Raw genomic sequence first — 14279 nt, 5'->3', positions numbered from 1 at the left:
TGCACGCTGTCCGCGCCAAACCCGTGCGCGCGTCAGATGCCCATGCTGTGGCGCTGGGTATTGGCGTGCTCGCGGAACAGCAGCTCGGCACGCGCGCCATCGCGTTGTTCGATGGCCGAGACGATGGCGCCGTGCTGCCGATGCCCGTAGTACAGGTCGTCGTAGGCCAGGCTGGGCGAGCGTTGGCCGAACACCACATTGACCGGGCTGACGAAGGGCACCACGGTGCACCGGTCCACGGTCTCGGTCAGGATCGGCTTGTTGGCGGCCACCACGATGGCGCGGTGGAAGCGGGCATTCATCGCGCCATAGGCCTGCTCGTCGCCGGCATCCAGGCTGCGCGTGGCCAGGATCCGGTCGCCTTCGCCCAGGCAGGCATGCAGCGTGGCCAGCAGCGCAGCCGAGGCGCCCTGTTCGGCGACGGCGCGCGCTGCCATGCCTTCCATCAGCGCGCGCACCGCCAGGGCGTCCAGGCTTTCCTGCTGGCTGAAACGCCGGACTGCGTAACCACGGTTACCCGCCTGTACCAGCAGGCCTTCCTGGCACAGCGCCGGCAGGGCCTGGCGGATCGGCGTGCGCGAAATCGCCAGGCGTTCGGCCAGTGCCGCTTCGGTGATGCGCTCGCCGGGGGCGAAGGTGCCGCACAGGATCAATTCGCGTAGCTGCTGGACCGCTTGCAATCGGTGGTTGTTCGCCATTGGCTCCATTCTCTCGCGCCGTACTGCAGCGCACGTTCCTTCGAAGGGGAAAACTCGCAAAAACCGGTATAAAAACCTTGCAGATGAGCGCGCTTGGTGGCAGTTTGGATCCCAAGGATACCGTTTTGGCGGTGCGGAGTGGTCAGCCGACGTTGTGGGGATCCCATGACGGATTTCGACTCAATCACTGATGCGCAATCGGCCACGGCAGATGGCCGGCGTGCATCGCAGGAGTGCAGCATGGCAAGCATCATCGGCGGCATCGGAACCTCGCACGTTCCCACCATCGGGGTGGCCTACGACAAGGGCAAACAGCAGGATCCGTTGTGGAAGCCGTTGTTCGACGGTTACACGCCGGTGGCCGCCTGGTTGGCCGAGCAGCAGGCAGACGTGCTGGTGTTCTTCTACAACGACCATTGCACGACGTTCTTCTTCGACCTGTATCCGACCTTCGCCCTGGGCATCGGCGAGCGCTTCCCGGTGGCCGATGAAGGCGCAGGGCTGCGCAACCTGCCGCCGATCCGCGGCGATGTGCAACTGCAGGCGCATATCGCCGAGTGTCTGGTCAACGACGAATTCGATCTGACTGTCTTTCAGGACAAGCCGATCGACCATGGCTGCGCGGCACCGCTGCCGTTGCTGTGGCCGCACGTGCCGGATTGGCCGGGCACGGTGGTGCCGATCGCGATCAACGTGCTGCAGTACCCGCTGCCGACCGCGCGCCGCTGCTACCGGCTGGGCCAGGCGGTGCGGCGGGCGATCGAATCCTATCCGGAGGATCTCAGGGTGGTGGTGGTGGGCACCGGCGGGCTGTCGCACCAGATCCACGGCGAGCGCACCGGTTTCAACAACACCGACTGGGACATGGAATTTCTGGACCGCTTCCAGCATGCGCCGGACACGCTGACCGATCTCACCCACACCGACTACGTGCGCCTGGGTGGCGCCGAGAGCGTGGAGCAGATCATGTGGCTGGCGATGCGTGGCGCGCTGGGCGGGCCGATCCGCAAGCTGCATCAGAACTACTACCTGATGACCACCACCGCGATGACGGTGGTGCTGTACGAGCCGGGCGTCGAAGCCGCTGACGCGCCGTCTTCGGCGCAGTTGCTCGCGCACGCCACGCGCACCGCGCACGCGGCATGAGGGCCGGCCGATGAATCCGCAAGTACAGGGCATGGAGCAGATCGGCGGCACTTACCTGTTCGATCTGCGTACCAGCAATCGCGCGTTGCGCATCAACCGATTCTTCTGGCATATGATCCGCGCCCCGTGGCGCGATCGCTTTCTCGAAGATTCCGAAGCCCTGATGCAGGAAGCCGGCCTCACCGAGCATGAAAAGGCGCTGATCCGTGCACGCGACTGGCTCGGGCTGGTGCAGTACGGCGCCAACTTCTTCGTCATCGAAAAATTCGCCCGCGTGGTGCGCATGACCAATCTGCAGGTCTACGCCATCATGCGTGGCGAATCCTTCGAAGACTTCATGCAGACCCGGCGTGTGCCCGATGCACGCTGAGCTGCAGGCGGCGGCCAGGTGCCGTCCCGCCGCACTACCCGACTTCCCAACGTAAGGCCCACCCCCCATGACCATGTCCTCCGTGTTCTTCGAACACCGCATCAAGGTCCGGCATCTACGTGTCATCGAGGCACTGGACCGGCAGAAAAGCCTGCTCCGCGCCTCACGCGTCTTGAACGTCACCCAGCCCGCGTTGACGCGTGCCCTGCAGGAGATCGAAGAGATCGTCGGCGCGCCGCTGTTCGAGCGTCATTCGCGCGGCGTGCGCCCCAATGCGATGGGCGAGGTGCTGGTACAGACCGCGCATGTCGTGCTCGGCCAGTTGCGCCGCGCGCAGGACACCTTCGAGGGGCTGCTGCAGGACGATGCGCTCACCATCACCGTGGGCGCGTTGCCGGTCGCCGCCAGCGGCCTGTTGCCGGCCGTGCTGGCCGCCTTGTATCGCGCCGAACCCACGCTGCGGGTACGCCTGCTGCATGGGCGCACCGACGAGCTGCTGCCCAAGCTGGCCGGCAACGAGATCGACCTGGTGGTGGGCCGGCTGTATCCGCTGGCCCGCTACGACGCGCTGATCCGCAAGGTGCTGTACCAGGACCCGATCGCGCTGGTGGCGCGCAGCGATCACCCCCTGTTTGCCAACGGCCAGGTGCGCATCGCCGAAGCCGCTGCATATCGCCAGGTGCTGCCGACGCTGAGCCAGCATGTCGAGCGCGACGTGGCGCAGGTGATGCGCGAGCACGGCCTGGCCACGCGCGATCAGCTGCGTTCCAGTTCGGCCAGCTTCACCCGCGAGATCCTGCTCGGCACCGACAGCATTGCGGTGATGCCGAGCATGATGGTGGCAGGGGATATCGCACGCGGCGAGCTGCGCGCCTTCCAGCTGCAGCAGCCGTCGCAGGCGCGCGCAGGCGGGGTGATCTATCGCGATGGCAGTGCCATCCACAAGCCCGGCGTGCGCCTGCTGATGCGCGAACTGGAACACCAGTTGGCGGTGATGGCCGAACAGGGCGCGGTGTGGGTGGACGACCAGATCAGCGAGGACGATCTGTTGCTGGGCGAGTCCGCGTGATCGATTGAGCGCGGCAGGCGCGGCGCAAGCCACTGCCGTGTCGTGATGGCGCTGGAGTGCTGCATGCACACAACGGGCGGCTCAGGCTGCCCGTTGTGCTGTCTGGCATCGGTCGCTGCCGTATCGTTGCCGTGGCTGGGCGGCAACCTGCGTGCACCGCCGGCTGCTCGCGGCGTCATCCACATCCGGTCGCATCACGCCCCGGTGGCCAGGGCATCTTTCAGGCGCCCTTTCTGCAGCTTGCCGGTCGCGGTGCGCGGCAGCGCCTCGACCACGCGCAGATGCTTGGGCACCTTGTACTTGGCCAGTCGTTGGATCAGATAGGCGCGGATCTGCTCCAGATCCGGCGCGTCGTCGGCCGGCACGATCGCCAGGTAGCCCACTTCCCCCCATTGCGGGTCCGCGATGCCCACCACCGCGCATTCGCGCACCTGCGGATGATCGGCAAGCACCGCTTCGATCTCGGCCGGATACACGTTCTCGCCGCCGGAAATGAACATGTCCTTCTTGCGATCGACGATCCAGAAGAACCCGTCGGCATCGCGCCGCACGATGTCGCCGGTGCGGAACCAGCCGTGCTCGTCGAGCGCGGCGGCGCTTGCCTGCGGGTCGCGCCAGTAGCCGGGGCTGAGGTTGGGGCCGCGCAACAACAGCTCGCCGGGCATGCCGACCGGGCAGTCGTTGCCATCGCCATCGACCACGCGCGTCTGCACCGCAGGGGTCGAAATGCCGACCGCGCCCAGCTTGTCGCGGATCACCGCGCAGTCCACCGACATGCCGAACACCGTGCCGGCCTCGCTCATGCCGAAGCCGCTGACCATCGGGACGCCATCGTCCAGCCAGCCGAGCAGGTCGTCGCTGGCATGCGGTGCGCCGCCGCTGACCAGTGCGGTGAGATGCCGCAACGCTGCCGCATCGAAACCGGGCTGGCTGCGGAAGGCCTGCATCATCTGCGGCACGCCGACGTAATGGGTGATGCCCAGCGACTGGTCGCTCAGCCAGCCCAGCGTGCGCTTGGGCTCGAAGCCGTTGGAGACCTGGATCGAGCCGCCCACCGCCAGCACCGGGCGCACGTTGGTAGCCAGGCCGATGATGTGGAACATCGGCGCCTCGCACAGGAAACTGCTGTGCGCATCCACGCGCGTGGTGACGCCGAAGTTGTGCGCCACCTGCTGCAGGTTCTGCTCGCTCAGCATCACGCCTTTGGGCTGGCCGGAGGTGCCGGAGGTGAACAGGATCAGGCTGATGCGTTCGGGGGGAATCGACCCGGTGTCTGCCGGTTCGAGCGTGTTCGCCGCATCGACGAAGTCGGCCAGCGACGCGACATCGGCGCGCCCTGCCGCAACCTCGTCGCCCAGCAGCAGGCGTGGCTCGGCGCGTTGTAGCAATGCATCCAGTTCGGTCGCACTCAGCCGCCAGTTGAGCGGCACGTAAATCGCGCCGACGCGTCCGCAGGCGAAATGCAGCGCCACCTGCCAGACCGAATTGCGCGCCAGCACGGCGAGCCGTTCGCCCTCGGTGCAGCCGCGCGCCTGCAGCAATGCGGCCAGGCGGCCGATCAAGACGTCCAGTTCTGCGTACGTCCATTGCCGGTCCAGCAGCAGGTCGCGGGCGGCAAGCCGGTGTGGGGTGAGCCGGGCGTGGAAGGAGATCGAGTCGGTCGGCATGGTCATGGCGCTGTCTTCCGAATGCAGTTGGGAGAGTGACTGGCGTGAGTGCGACGGTGGCGGCTGAAGGTTGATGCGTGTGCGGGAACGCCTGGCGAACGTTCACCGGCGAGTGCGGACCCACCGCAGGAACCGATGGACAAGGCAGCGCCTGTCGCATCGCGTTGCGACCGCGCCCTGCGGTGACTGCGCGGCCGGCGTGCTGGAGGGCCTAACCTGGAGGCCTAACTGAGATAGATGGTCTTGGTTTCGAGGAAGGCGTGCAGTCCTTCGATGCCGCCTTCGCGGCCGATTCCGGAATGCTTGACCCCGCCGAACGGCATGTCGAAGTCCACCCACATGCCATTGATCGAATGGCTGCCGCTGCGCACGCGACGGGCGATGCGGTAGGCGCGATCGGGGTCCTCGCTGTAGACCGTGCCGTGCAGGCCGAAGTCGCTGGCGTTGACCTTGGCGATCAGGTCGGCCTCGTCGTGGTAATCGATGAAGCTCACCACCGGGCCGAAGATCTCTTCGCGGGCGATGGTCATGTCCGGGGTCACCTCGGCAAACACCGTCGGCTCGATGAAGAAGCCGCGCGGCAGATGCGTCGGCCGGCCGCCGCCCATGACCAGGCGTGCGCCCTCGGCGCTGCCTTTTGCGATGTAGGACTGCACGCGTTCGAGCTGGCGGCCGAGCGCCAACGGGCCCATGCCGGTCTCGGCTGCGAACGGGTCGCCCAGCTTGAGCGCGCCGATGGCCGCGCAGTACGCCTGCAGGATCTGGTCGCGTCGCTGCGCCGGCACCAGGACGCGGGTGAGTGCGAAGCACACCTGGCCGGTGATCGGCATCGAGTAGGGCACCAGGCTGGGCAGCACCCTGGCGATGTCTGCATCGTCCAGCACGAGCGCCGCCGACTTGCCGCCCAGCTCCAGCCCGACCCGCGCCAGTCGCTCGGCGCAGGCCACCCCGATCAGCCGCCCGGCCTGGGTGGAACCGGTGAAACTGACCTTGTCCACCTGCGGATGGCGGATCAGCTGTTCGCCGACCTCGCGCCCGCCCGGCAGCAGGTTGAACACGCCATCGGGCACGTCGGCGGCGCTGATGCACTCGGCCAGGATGTAGGCATCGATCGGCGTTTCCGGCGAGGGCTTGGCCACCACCGTGCAACCGGCCGCCAGGGCCGCAGCGACCTTGTAGCAGAGCAGCACCAGCGGTGCGTTCCAGGGAGTGATCGTGGCGACCACGCCCACCGGCTCCTGCACGATGTGCACGCGGCCGCCGTTGGCACGTGCACGCGGCTCCACGAACGGGTGAGTCGCGATCAGATCGCCGTAATAGTCGAACAGGCCGGGCGCCTGCTGCGAAGCGTGGCGACTGAAGCCGATGGTGGCGCCGACCTGTCCGGTCCAGGCTTCGGCCAGCTCCGGCATGCGCGCACGCAGCTGCGCGGCCACGCGCTTGAGCACGGCGCCGCGCTCTTGCGGCGATCGCTGCGGCCAGGGGCCGGTGTCGAATGCGGCACGCGCGGCGGCGATGGCGGCCTCGGTGTCTGCCGGCGAGGGCTCGGTGTAGCGCAGCAGGCGTTGTTCGGTGTGCGGGGCAATCACATCGACGGCGCGATCGCCGCTGCTTGCGCGCCATTGGCCGTCGACGAACAGGCCCAACGGCCCACGCGCAGCGATCCCGCGCAGGGTTGCGGACAAGGCTTCCATACTCCCTCCTCGGTGCAGAAAACCACTGGCAGCGCCAACGATGCGCGTGCTGCACGCATCGCTTCAGGCGCCGCAGGACGTGCTCAGGCGCTGTGTTTGGTCAGGTCGTATTCGCCCAGGCCGGGCTTGTAGCTCTTCTCGTCGATGAACTGACGGATGCCTTCCTTGCGGGCGTTGTTGTCGAACGAATTGGCCGCTTCCTGCATGCGCACCAGGTAATCTTCGGCTTCGTCGTAGGTCATGGTGCCGACCCGGCGCACCGCATCCTTGGCGTACTTCAGCGCGACCGGGTTCTTCCTGAGCAGCAACTCGGCCACCTCGCGCGTGCGCGCCTCCAGCCGTTCCAGCGGCACGCTTTCGTTGACCAGGCGCCATTCGGCGGCCTTCTTGCCGTCGACCATTTCGCCGGTCAGCGTCATCCACATCGCATCGCGCATGGACAGCAGTTCCACCGCGACCTTGGTGACGCCGCCGCCGGGCAGGATGCCCCAGTTGATTTCCGACAGGCCGAACTGCGCCTCGTCGGCGGCGATCGCCAGGTCGCAGGCGAACAACGGCCCGAAACCGCCACCGAAACACCAACCGTTGACCATCGCGATGGTGGGTTTCTGGTACCAGCGCAGGCGGCGGAACCAGCCGTAGGATTCGCGCTGCGAGCGACGCACGCCGCGCAGGCCCTGGGCTTCGGTTTCGCGGAAATATTCCTTCAGGTCCATGCCGGCCGACCAGGCGGTGCCTTCGCCGCCGAGCACCAGCACGCCGACGTTGTCGTCGAATTCCAGCTCGTCCAGCACATCCATCATGCGGCGGTTGAGCGCCGGGCTCATCGCGTTGCGTTTGTCGGGGCGTGCGAACTTCACCCAGGCAATGCGGTTTTCGATGCGGACCGATACCACGTCATGCTCGTTCAAGCGGCGTCTCCTTCGAGTCGGTACAGAGTGGAAATCACAGTTCCTCGGCGAGCGCGGCGTCCGGCACGTTTGCCCGTTCCAGCGTGGCGCTGGCGTTCAACTTGCAGAGCAGCCGCAGCAAGGTCTGCTGCTCGCTGGCCTGCAGGCCGGTGCAGGTGCGCGCGATCGCCCGCGCCAGACAACCCTGGGCGGTGCCGAGCGTGCGCTCGCCAAGCGGGGTGAGGTACAAACCCTTGCTGCGTCGGTCGCGGCCGGCCAGACGCTCGATCAGGCCCTGCTCGGCCAGTGCGTTGGCGATCTTCATGCCGGCAGCGCGATTGACCAGCAGGCGGTTGCCCAGTTCGGTCTGGTCGCAGCCGGGCTGGTCGCGGATGTGGATCAAGGCGGTGACGCGCGCCGGGGTCAGGTGCAGTTCGGCCAGTTCCTGGCGCGCGGCATGGCTGGAGGCCAGGGTCGCCAGTTGCAATTGATAGCCAAGGTCTGCGGCAAGGGCCAGGCGAGCGCTCATCGAGCCATCCAGATTGTATCCGTTAAATACAATCTAGCCGACCGAAGCGGGCACTGCAAGAGGTTGCGGCGGTCACAAACGCGGTCACAAACGAAGGGCCGTGCGCGCCTGCGTAGCGCGGCCGCGCGCGGCCCTGTTTGCGATGCTGCCGAATGACTTACTGGATCAGCCAGCCGGCCAGCTGTTCGCGGCCCAGGTGGCCGCTGTGATGCGTGTCGAGCGCGTCGAATTCATCGGCCAGTGCCGGGTTGGCCTGTGCCTCGGCGCGACTGATGCTGCCGTCGCCGTCGGTATCCATGGCCTGGAAGTCGATGCGGTAGCTGCCGACCACGCTGTTGGGCTGGATCGAGCGCGCGATCACGCTGGACTCGCCGCGCGGGCGCTCCAGCTGGGCCTGGTGGGTGACCTCGCCGCTGGACAGCGGCTGGGTGCGAATCACATTGGGTACGTCGATCAGCGGCATGCTGCTGGCCGGCGTCGGCGCCTGTTGCGCGAGCGCGTGGCCGCCGAGCAGCAGCAATACGGAAAACGCAACGCTACGAACGGTGGTCATCAGATCCCCCAGATGTGGAACAGCCCGCAAGCATAGAGTCTGTCGGGCGTCTTGGGGTGCGTGCAAGCCGTGCTCAGGATCTGGCGACCGCGCCTACCAGCGCTCGGGCTGGCGTCGGTGCGGCGTGCGCGTTGCGGCATCGGCCCAAACGGCACCGGAGCCGGAACCGATGACCGCACCGCACCCCCGCACATCGCAGCCGGCTCCGCAGCTCAGCCGGGGATAAACGGAAACACGATCTTCAACAAGCCCTTCAGACCGCCCTCGGCAGTGCTGGCTACGGCCTTGGCGCCAAGGCTGTTGAGCGCGCGCCGCACGTCCTCCCAACGCAGCTGCGCGATGTCCTTCTTCAGCAGGTCCGCCACCTCTTCGGCAGTGGGCGTGAGCTTTTGCAGTTCGCGCACGGTGGCCTGCGGATCCGGCTGCAGATAGCCCCAGCGCTCGGCGACCTTCAGCAGCGTGTCGAAGCGCACCGCGACCACTTCGCGATTGCGCTCGTACACCGGCAAGGCACCCACATCCAGGATGGCCTGTTCGAATTGCTGCGCGTCGTCCGGATGTTCGATGCGCACCGCCAGAAAGCCTTCCTTGCGGCTACGCTCGCTGACGTGCTTGGCACCGGAGCGCAGGTTGTCTTCGGTGAGCACGTTGGCGACGATGCGCTGCATGGCCGCATCGCCTTCCTCGGGCACCAGCGAGCGCCAGCGCGCATAGCCGTCGCGACGCAACGCCTTGACCTTGGCCGAGGTCACCCGCAGCTGCAGCGCGACCATCGCGTTGGAGCTGTTGCGCGAGATGGCGCCGTCGCGTTCGAGCAGCACGAAGATCAGCAATTCCAGATCGCGCTTGGTCAGCGATTGGAATCCCTGCAGCAGGGTCAGGCGCAGGAATTCGTTGCCGAAGGCAGCCGCGTCCTTGAGTTCGATCGGTTGCATGGGGAGTCCTCCACGGGTGACCTGCAGGATGCCAGGACGCTGTTGCGCGACCTGAGAACCGTTGCGACGCGCGCAGCAGTTTCAGCGTCCGGTTTCGCGGCCCGGGCGATCGGACCTGAACGTTTCAACTGCGCCACGATCCTGCAAGGTCACGAACACCTGTTTGCCATCGCTGCCGCCGAACGCGACGTTGCTGGCCTTGCGGCCTTTCAACGCGACCGTGCGCAGCAACTTGCCCTGCGGCGAGACCACCGCGATCTGCCCGGCATCGTAGCGGGCGATATAGAGGTTGCCGTCGGCATCGCAACGCATGCCATCCATGCCGAAGTCGGGGAAGCTGATCAGCAGGCGCTTGTTGCGCAGGCCACCGTCGACGCGGTCGTATACCCACACCTTGCGCGACATGCTTTCGTTGACGTAGAGATGCTTACCGTCGGGGCTGACATCCAGCCCGTTGGGCGTGGTCATGCCCGATTCCATCAACCGGGCGACGCCCTTGCGGCTGATGTGCCACAGGCGGCCGCTATTGTCCTTCCAGTTCGGGTCGCTTGCATAGAAGCTGCCATCGGGCGCGATCGCCAGATCGTTGGGGCCGTCGGCGTCGGGCAGCGAGGCGAAGGTGCTGACCGCACGCGTCTGCAGGTTCACCTGCAGGATCTTGTGGCCGGTGTAATCGGCCACGTACATCGTCCCGTCGCGGAAGCGGATGCCATTGCCGGTGCTGCCCTCGGGCAGGGTCACGAAGACCTCTGCCTTGGCACTGCCATCGGCGTGCAGGGCAATGCGCGCGATGGTGCCGTCCTTGCCCAGATTCACCGCATAGAGCGCGCCATCCGGTCCGGCCGCAGGACCCTCGGCATTGTGGGTGAAGGCGCCGTCACCGATCAGGTCGCGCGCAACGAACGGCGCATCGGCAGCGATCGCCAGCGAGCTGGACAACAGCAACGCCAGTGGCAGGAAACGACTGCGGGCGACAGCGGTCATGCGGCATGCTCCAGATGGGATCGTTGCCAGTGTGCCAGAACGTGCGCAGCGGCCATGGCGGCGATCACGCACGATCAAGTAAGGTGCCCGGGCAGCATTGGCCGACGAGCGACCAACAGCAGCACTGCGCCCGCCTGCGGGCAGTGCGATTGGGCGCGCTGCGGCATGTACCCACTGACACTCCTGTGCGAGTGCGTCGTCGTCATCGCTGACGAACGCATGCGATGGTGTCAGCCGCTCTCAATCTTGCCAAGGAGGTTTGCATGTCCGTGCAATCGATCACACGTCGCCGTTTGCTCGCCGCGTTCGGCGGCGCCGGCATCCTGCTTGCTGCGCCCGGCTGGGCATTGCCGAAGAAAAAGCCGGGCAAACCGCTCAACGTGGCCTTGGCCGGCCTGGGCAGTTATGCCAGCGGGCAGCTCGCGCCGGGCCTGGCGCTGACCAAGCATTGCCGGCTGGCCGGCATCGTCACCGGTACGCCCGCGAAGATTCCGCAGTGGCAGGCCAAGTACGGCATCGCCGATCGCAACGTCTACACCTACGAGAACTTCGACCGGATCGCCGACAACGACGACATCGACGTGGTGTACATCGTCACGCCGACCCATCTGCATGCGCCGCTGACGCTGCGCGCGGCGGCGGCCGGCAAGCACGTCTGGTGCGAAAAGCCGATGGCGATGCATGCCGGCGAATGCGAGGCGATGATCGCGGCGTGCAAGCGCAACAAGGTGGCGCTGACGATCGGTTACCGCATGCAGCACGAACCCAACACGCGTCGCCTGATCGCGATGGCCAGCGAGAAACCGTTCGGCGCGATGCAGCGTGTGCGCGCCGAGGCCGGGTACAACGGCTATCACGATGCGACCAAGGCCGATCGTCCGTGGCGCTTGCGCTCCCAGTTCGGCGGCGGGGCGATGTACGACATGGGCGTGTATCCGCTCAATGCCGCGCGCTACACGGTGGGCAGCGAGCCGTTGGCCGTGACCGCCAAGCGCTGGACCGATCGCCCCGAGCTGTTCGACGAAGTCGACGAGCATATGGACTTCACCCTGGAATTCCCGAACGCGGTGCGTGCCGAGTGCAAGACCAGCTTCGGCAACAACATGAATGTGCTGCGTGCCGAATGCGAGCGCGGCTGGTACGAGTTGTCGCCGTTCCAGAGCTACCAGGGCGTGACCGGCAAGGCCAGCGACGGGCGCGTGTTCGACGCCAGGGTGCCGCACCAGCAGGCATTGCAGATGGACGAGGACGCGCTGGCGATCATCAACGGCACTCCGCTGCGTGCGCCCGGCGAAGAAGGCCTGCGCGACATCCGCATCGTCGATGCGATCTACCGCTCGGCCCGCGAGGGCAGCAAGCGCATCGTGCTCTGATCGCGCCTAAGCTCCGTCAATCGACGGAGCTGCCCGTCGAAGTCAAGCGAGCAGGCTGGCGCGCACCAGGCTGCCACGATGAAGTCCCCAAGGGCCATGCAGTCGACTACCAAAAAGCGGCTACCCAGCAACCACGCCGGACTGCCATCAGCGCGACTGCCGCAGGTGAATCACCACACCAACTCACGCGATACCCGCCAGCACCCACCGCAACAACGCCACCAATCCCCCCGCTTTTACGATTCCCGAATCCCCAATCCCGAATCCCAGCTCCCACGATTCCCCAATCCCGATTCCCCGCTCTCAACCCCGCATCGCCAACACCGTGATCTCCTCACGATCGTGATACAGCTGCTTGGCACGCACGATCAGCGATTTCTCGGCCTGCTGTTCGAACAGGTCCAGGCACAGCCGGGTCTCGTCCCAGCGCTTTTTCATCGGCAGCTTGAGGTTGAAGATGGTGTTGCGGCACCAGCCCTCGCGGATCCAGGTGGCCATGCGTTCGGCCACGCGGCGCGGCTGCTCGACCATGTCGCAGACCATCCAGTCCAGCGCCTGCGCAGGCTTCCAATGAAAGCCGTCGGCGCGCAGATGCTCGACCAGGCCGGTCTCCAGCACATGCTCGCGTAGCGGGCCGTTGTCGACGCTGGTGACATGCACATGCTGGCGGGTGAGCACCCAGGTCCAGCCGCCGGGAGCTGCGCCCAGATCGGCGGCGCGCATGCCGGGCTTGACCAGCGCGTCGCGTTCGTCCGGTGCGAGCAGGGTGAGCAGGGCTTCGTCGAGCTTGAGCGCCGAGCGCGATGGCGCCTCCGGCAACAGCTTCAAACGTGGAATGCCCAGCGGCCACGGCGCGCTGTCGGCACTGTCGGCCACCGCCAGCAAGGCGTGGTCGCCGTCGAGAAAACAGACATGCAGCCGTGCCAGGCGCGGCTGCGGCTTGTCGGTGAGCAGGCCGGCCTTGCGCAGGGCCGGACGCAAGGCGTTGCCGAAGCTGCGCGCCAGCCCTGCCAGCGGCTTGCCCGCGTCCGAATCCGGGTGTTCCACCCACAGATCGCCGAAACGCGGCTGGCCTTCCAGGGCGGTCAGCATCGGCGTGATGCGGTCCTTGGGGTCGATGTCCTTGAGTTCGGCAATCACCATCAGCTTCTGCCGCGCGAAGATCAGCTCGCGCCAGTGCAGCCTGGCAGCCAGTTGTGCGGCCTCATCGCAGACGAACAGCACATAGCCGTCGTTGCGCTGGGTACGCGCATAGCCGGCGATGCCGACGACTGCGGCGCGCGCGCTCAACTCGGCGGCCAGCTCCGGCTCGAAGCCCTGGCGGCAATAACACAGCAGGCCGCTCATCGCAGTGCCTGGCGTGCGCGATCGCTGCGGGGCAGGTCAATAATGGTCACCGCCGCCCTCGCCATAGTTGCGCAGCACGGTGCAGGCCTGGTCGCGATGCACGTCGCGCACCACCTCGATGCCGCGGCGGGTCAGCTCGCCCACCCAATCGGCAGGCAGGGGGCCTTCGTCGAATTCGGTCAGTGCCATCACGTCGTCGGCGCGTGCGCCGATCAGCAGGCGGTCGATGCCGGCCCACACCGTGGCGCCATAGCACTGGCAGCACGGCTGCGCGGAGGTGGCCAGCGTCACCGGCGACAGCACATCGTTCAGGCGCGGCGTCTGCAGGCGCTGTTGCGCGAGCATGTAGGCCATGTTTTCGGCATGCGCCAGCGAGGTGCTCTGCGGCACCACGCGGTTCACCGCCGCAGCGATGATGCGGTGGTCCGGGCCGAACACGACCGCACCGAACGGGCCGCCGCTGCGCTCCTGCACATTCATCCGCGACAGTTCGATTGCCAGCGCCACCTTGTCCCCGTCGCTGGGATAGGCGCGGCTGTCGTCGACATGCGCGTGGATCCAGTCGGGCAGCGTGAGGTGGACTTGCGCGTAAAGCATCAGTGGACCGTTTCAGTAGGGGAAGTGGCGGGGCGCAGTGTATCGGCCTGGGCGTCCTTTGCGGCACATTGCCCGGCCACGCACTGGCAGGCGCTGATTTCGCGGAAGCCGCACACGCTCATCATGCCGCTGGCCTGGCACTGCGCGAGCACGCCCTTCGGGTCGGTGGCGCTGTCGACGTTGACGCAGGCCGGAAATGCACCGCAACAGTTGCCGACGTCCTTCACCGTGCAATCGGCATCGGTGCGGCAGGTGGTGGTGACGGTGATCGGTTTGCCGGTGGCCGGGCCACTTGCCGAGCCGGTCGCCGGAGGCGGCGCGGCGGTATCGGCCGGTGGTGCGGCCACGCAGCCGATCGACACCAGACAGGCCAGCAGCAACAGCGTGCTCAGACACCGGGACAAAAGACGGACATGCGGCCGCTCCG

15 protein-coding genes are annotated in these 14279 nt (G+C 66.7%); 4 read left to right on the top strand and 11 right to left on the bottom strand.

Annotated features, from left to right (window positions below; genetic code table 11):
* Positions 1 to 32: 32 nt before the first annotated feature.
* Positions 33 to 707 carry a GntR family transcriptional regulator gene (locus XarbCFBP7408_RS01030; protein ID WP_104560575.1) on the bottom strand — a complete coding sequence of 225 codons (675 nt, stop codon included), beginning with the start codon at positions 705 to 707 and terminating at the stop codon, positions 33 to 35.
* A 231-nt stretch (positions 708 to 938) separates the two neighbouring features.
* Between XarbCFBP7408_RS01030 and XarbCFBP7408_RS01025 the strand changes: the two genes are divergently transcribed.
* The 3 genes from XarbCFBP7408_RS01025 to XarbCFBP7408_RS01015 all read left to right on the top strand — a co-directional run bounded on the left by XarbCFBP7408_RS01025 (position 939) and on the right by XarbCFBP7408_RS01015 (position 3283).
* Positions 939 to 1844, top strand: a complete 906-nt coding sequence (locus XarbCFBP7408_RS01025) for a gallate dioxygenase (protein ID WP_104560780.1) — start codon at positions 939 to 941, stop codon at positions 1842 to 1844.
* Between the two features lie 10 nt (positions 1845 to 1854).
* Positions 1855 to 2214: a protocatechuate 3,4-dioxygenase gene (locus XarbCFBP7408_RS01020; protein ID WP_104560573.1), complete on the top strand. Its 360-nt coding sequence runs from the start codon at positions 1855 to 1857 to the stop codon at positions 2212 to 2214.
* Between the two features lie 67 nt (positions 2215 to 2281).
* Positions 2282 to 3283: a LysR substrate-binding domain-containing protein gene (locus tag XarbCFBP7408_RS01015; protein ID WP_104560571.1), complete on the top strand. Its 1002-nt coding sequence runs from the start codon at positions 2282 to 2284 to the stop codon at positions 3281 to 3283.
* Between the two features lie 194 nt (positions 3284 to 3477).
* Here XarbCFBP7408_RS01015 and XarbCFBP7408_RS01010 read toward each other — a convergent pair whose 3' ends face one another.
* From XarbCFBP7408_RS01010 to XarbCFBP7408_RS00980, 7 genes are all read right to left on the bottom strand, one after another.
* Positions 3478 to 4956, bottom strand: coding sequence for an AMP-binding protein (locus XarbCFBP7408_RS01010; protein WP_104560569.1), 1479 nt, complete (start codon positions 4954 to 4956; stop codon positions 3478 to 3480).
* Between the two features lie 218 nt (positions 4957 to 5174).
* Positions 5175 to 6644, bottom strand: a complete 1470-nt coding sequence (locus XarbCFBP7408_RS01005; protein ID WP_104560567.1) for an aldehyde dehydrogenase — start codon at positions 6642 to 6644, stop codon at positions 5175 to 5177.
* 83 nt (positions 6645 to 6727) lie between these two features.
* Positions 6728 to 7555 (bottom strand): p-hydroxycinnamoyl CoA hydratase/lyase, encoded by an 828-nt coding sequence (locus XarbCFBP7408_RS01000; RefSeq protein ID WP_104560565.1) that lies wholly within the window; start codon positions 7553 to 7555, stop codon positions 6728 to 6730.
* Between the two features lie 34 nt (positions 7556 to 7589).
* Positions 7590 to 8063, bottom strand: coding sequence for a MarR family winged helix-turn-helix transcriptional regulator (locus XarbCFBP7408_RS00995; protein WP_104560563.1), 474 nt, complete (start codon positions 8061 to 8063; stop codon positions 7590 to 7592).
* Between the two features lie 157 nt (positions 8064 to 8220).
* Positions 8221 to 8616, bottom strand: a complete 396-nt coding sequence (locus tag XarbCFBP7408_RS00990) for a hypothetical protein (RefSeq protein WP_104560561.1) — start codon at positions 8614 to 8616, stop codon at positions 8221 to 8223.
* Between the two features lie 212 nt (positions 8617 to 8828).
* On the bottom strand, positions 8829 to 9551 hold the full coding sequence (locus XarbCFBP7408_RS00985) for a hypothetical protein (RefSeq protein WP_104560559.1): 723 nt from the start codon (positions 9549 to 9551) through the stop codon (positions 8829 to 8831).
* Positions 9552 to 9632: 81 nt separating this feature from the next.
* Positions 9633 to 10535 (bottom strand): SMP-30/gluconolactonase/LRE family protein, encoded by a 903-nt coding sequence (locus tag XarbCFBP7408_RS00980; RefSeq protein ID WP_104560557.1) that lies wholly within the window; start codon positions 10533 to 10535, stop codon positions 9633 to 9635.
* Positions 10536 to 10798: 263 nt separating this feature from the next.
* Here XarbCFBP7408_RS00980 and XarbCFBP7408_RS00975 point away from each other — a divergent pair, with 263 nt between their 5' ends.
* A complete protein-coding gene (locus XarbCFBP7408_RS00975) occupies positions 10799 to 11908 on the top strand; it encodes a Gfo/Idh/MocA family protein (RefSeq protein ID WP_104560555.1) in 1110 nt (369 codons plus the stop codon).
* Positions 11909 to 12211: 303 nt separating this feature from the next.
* Here the strand turns inward: XarbCFBP7408_RS00975 and rlmM are convergent, their stop codons facing one another.
* Genes rlmM through XarbCFBP7408_RS00960 form a run of 3 tightly spaced genes read right to left on the bottom strand, consistent with a single transcriptional unit; the run spans position 12212 to position 14232 of the window.
* Positions 12212 to 13255, bottom strand: coding sequence for a 23S rRNA (cytidine(2498)-2'-O)-methyltransferase RlmM (gene rlmM / locus XarbCFBP7408_RS00970; RefSeq protein WP_104560553.1), 1044 nt, complete (start codon positions 13253 to 13255; stop codon positions 12212 to 12214).
* A gap of 36 nt (positions 13256 to 13291) precedes the next feature.
* Positions 13292 to 13852 carry a nucleoside deaminase gene (locus tag XarbCFBP7408_RS00965; RefSeq protein ID WP_104560551.1) on the bottom strand — a complete coding sequence of 187 codons (561 nt, stop codon included), beginning with the start codon at positions 13850 to 13852 and terminating at the stop codon, positions 13292 to 13294.
* On the bottom strand, positions 13852 to 14232 hold the full coding sequence (locus tag XarbCFBP7408_RS00960) for a hypothetical protein (RefSeq protein WP_104560549.1): 381 nt from the start codon (positions 14230 to 14232) through the stop codon (positions 13852 to 13854). Before XarbCFBP7408_RS00960 ends, XarbCFBP7408_RS00965 begins: the two co-directional genes overlap by 1 nt.
* Positions 14233 to 14279: the final 47 nt, after the last annotated feature.

The organism is Xanthomonas arboricola pv. guizotiae, assembly GCF_002940205.1.
Classification (GTDB): Bacteria; Pseudomonadota; Gammaproteobacteria; order Xanthomonadales; family Xanthomonadaceae; genus Xanthomonas; species Xanthomonas arboricola_C.
The sequence above is the reverse complement of the archived record's forward strand: the minus strand, read 5'-3'. Positions and strand labels throughout refer to the sequence as shown.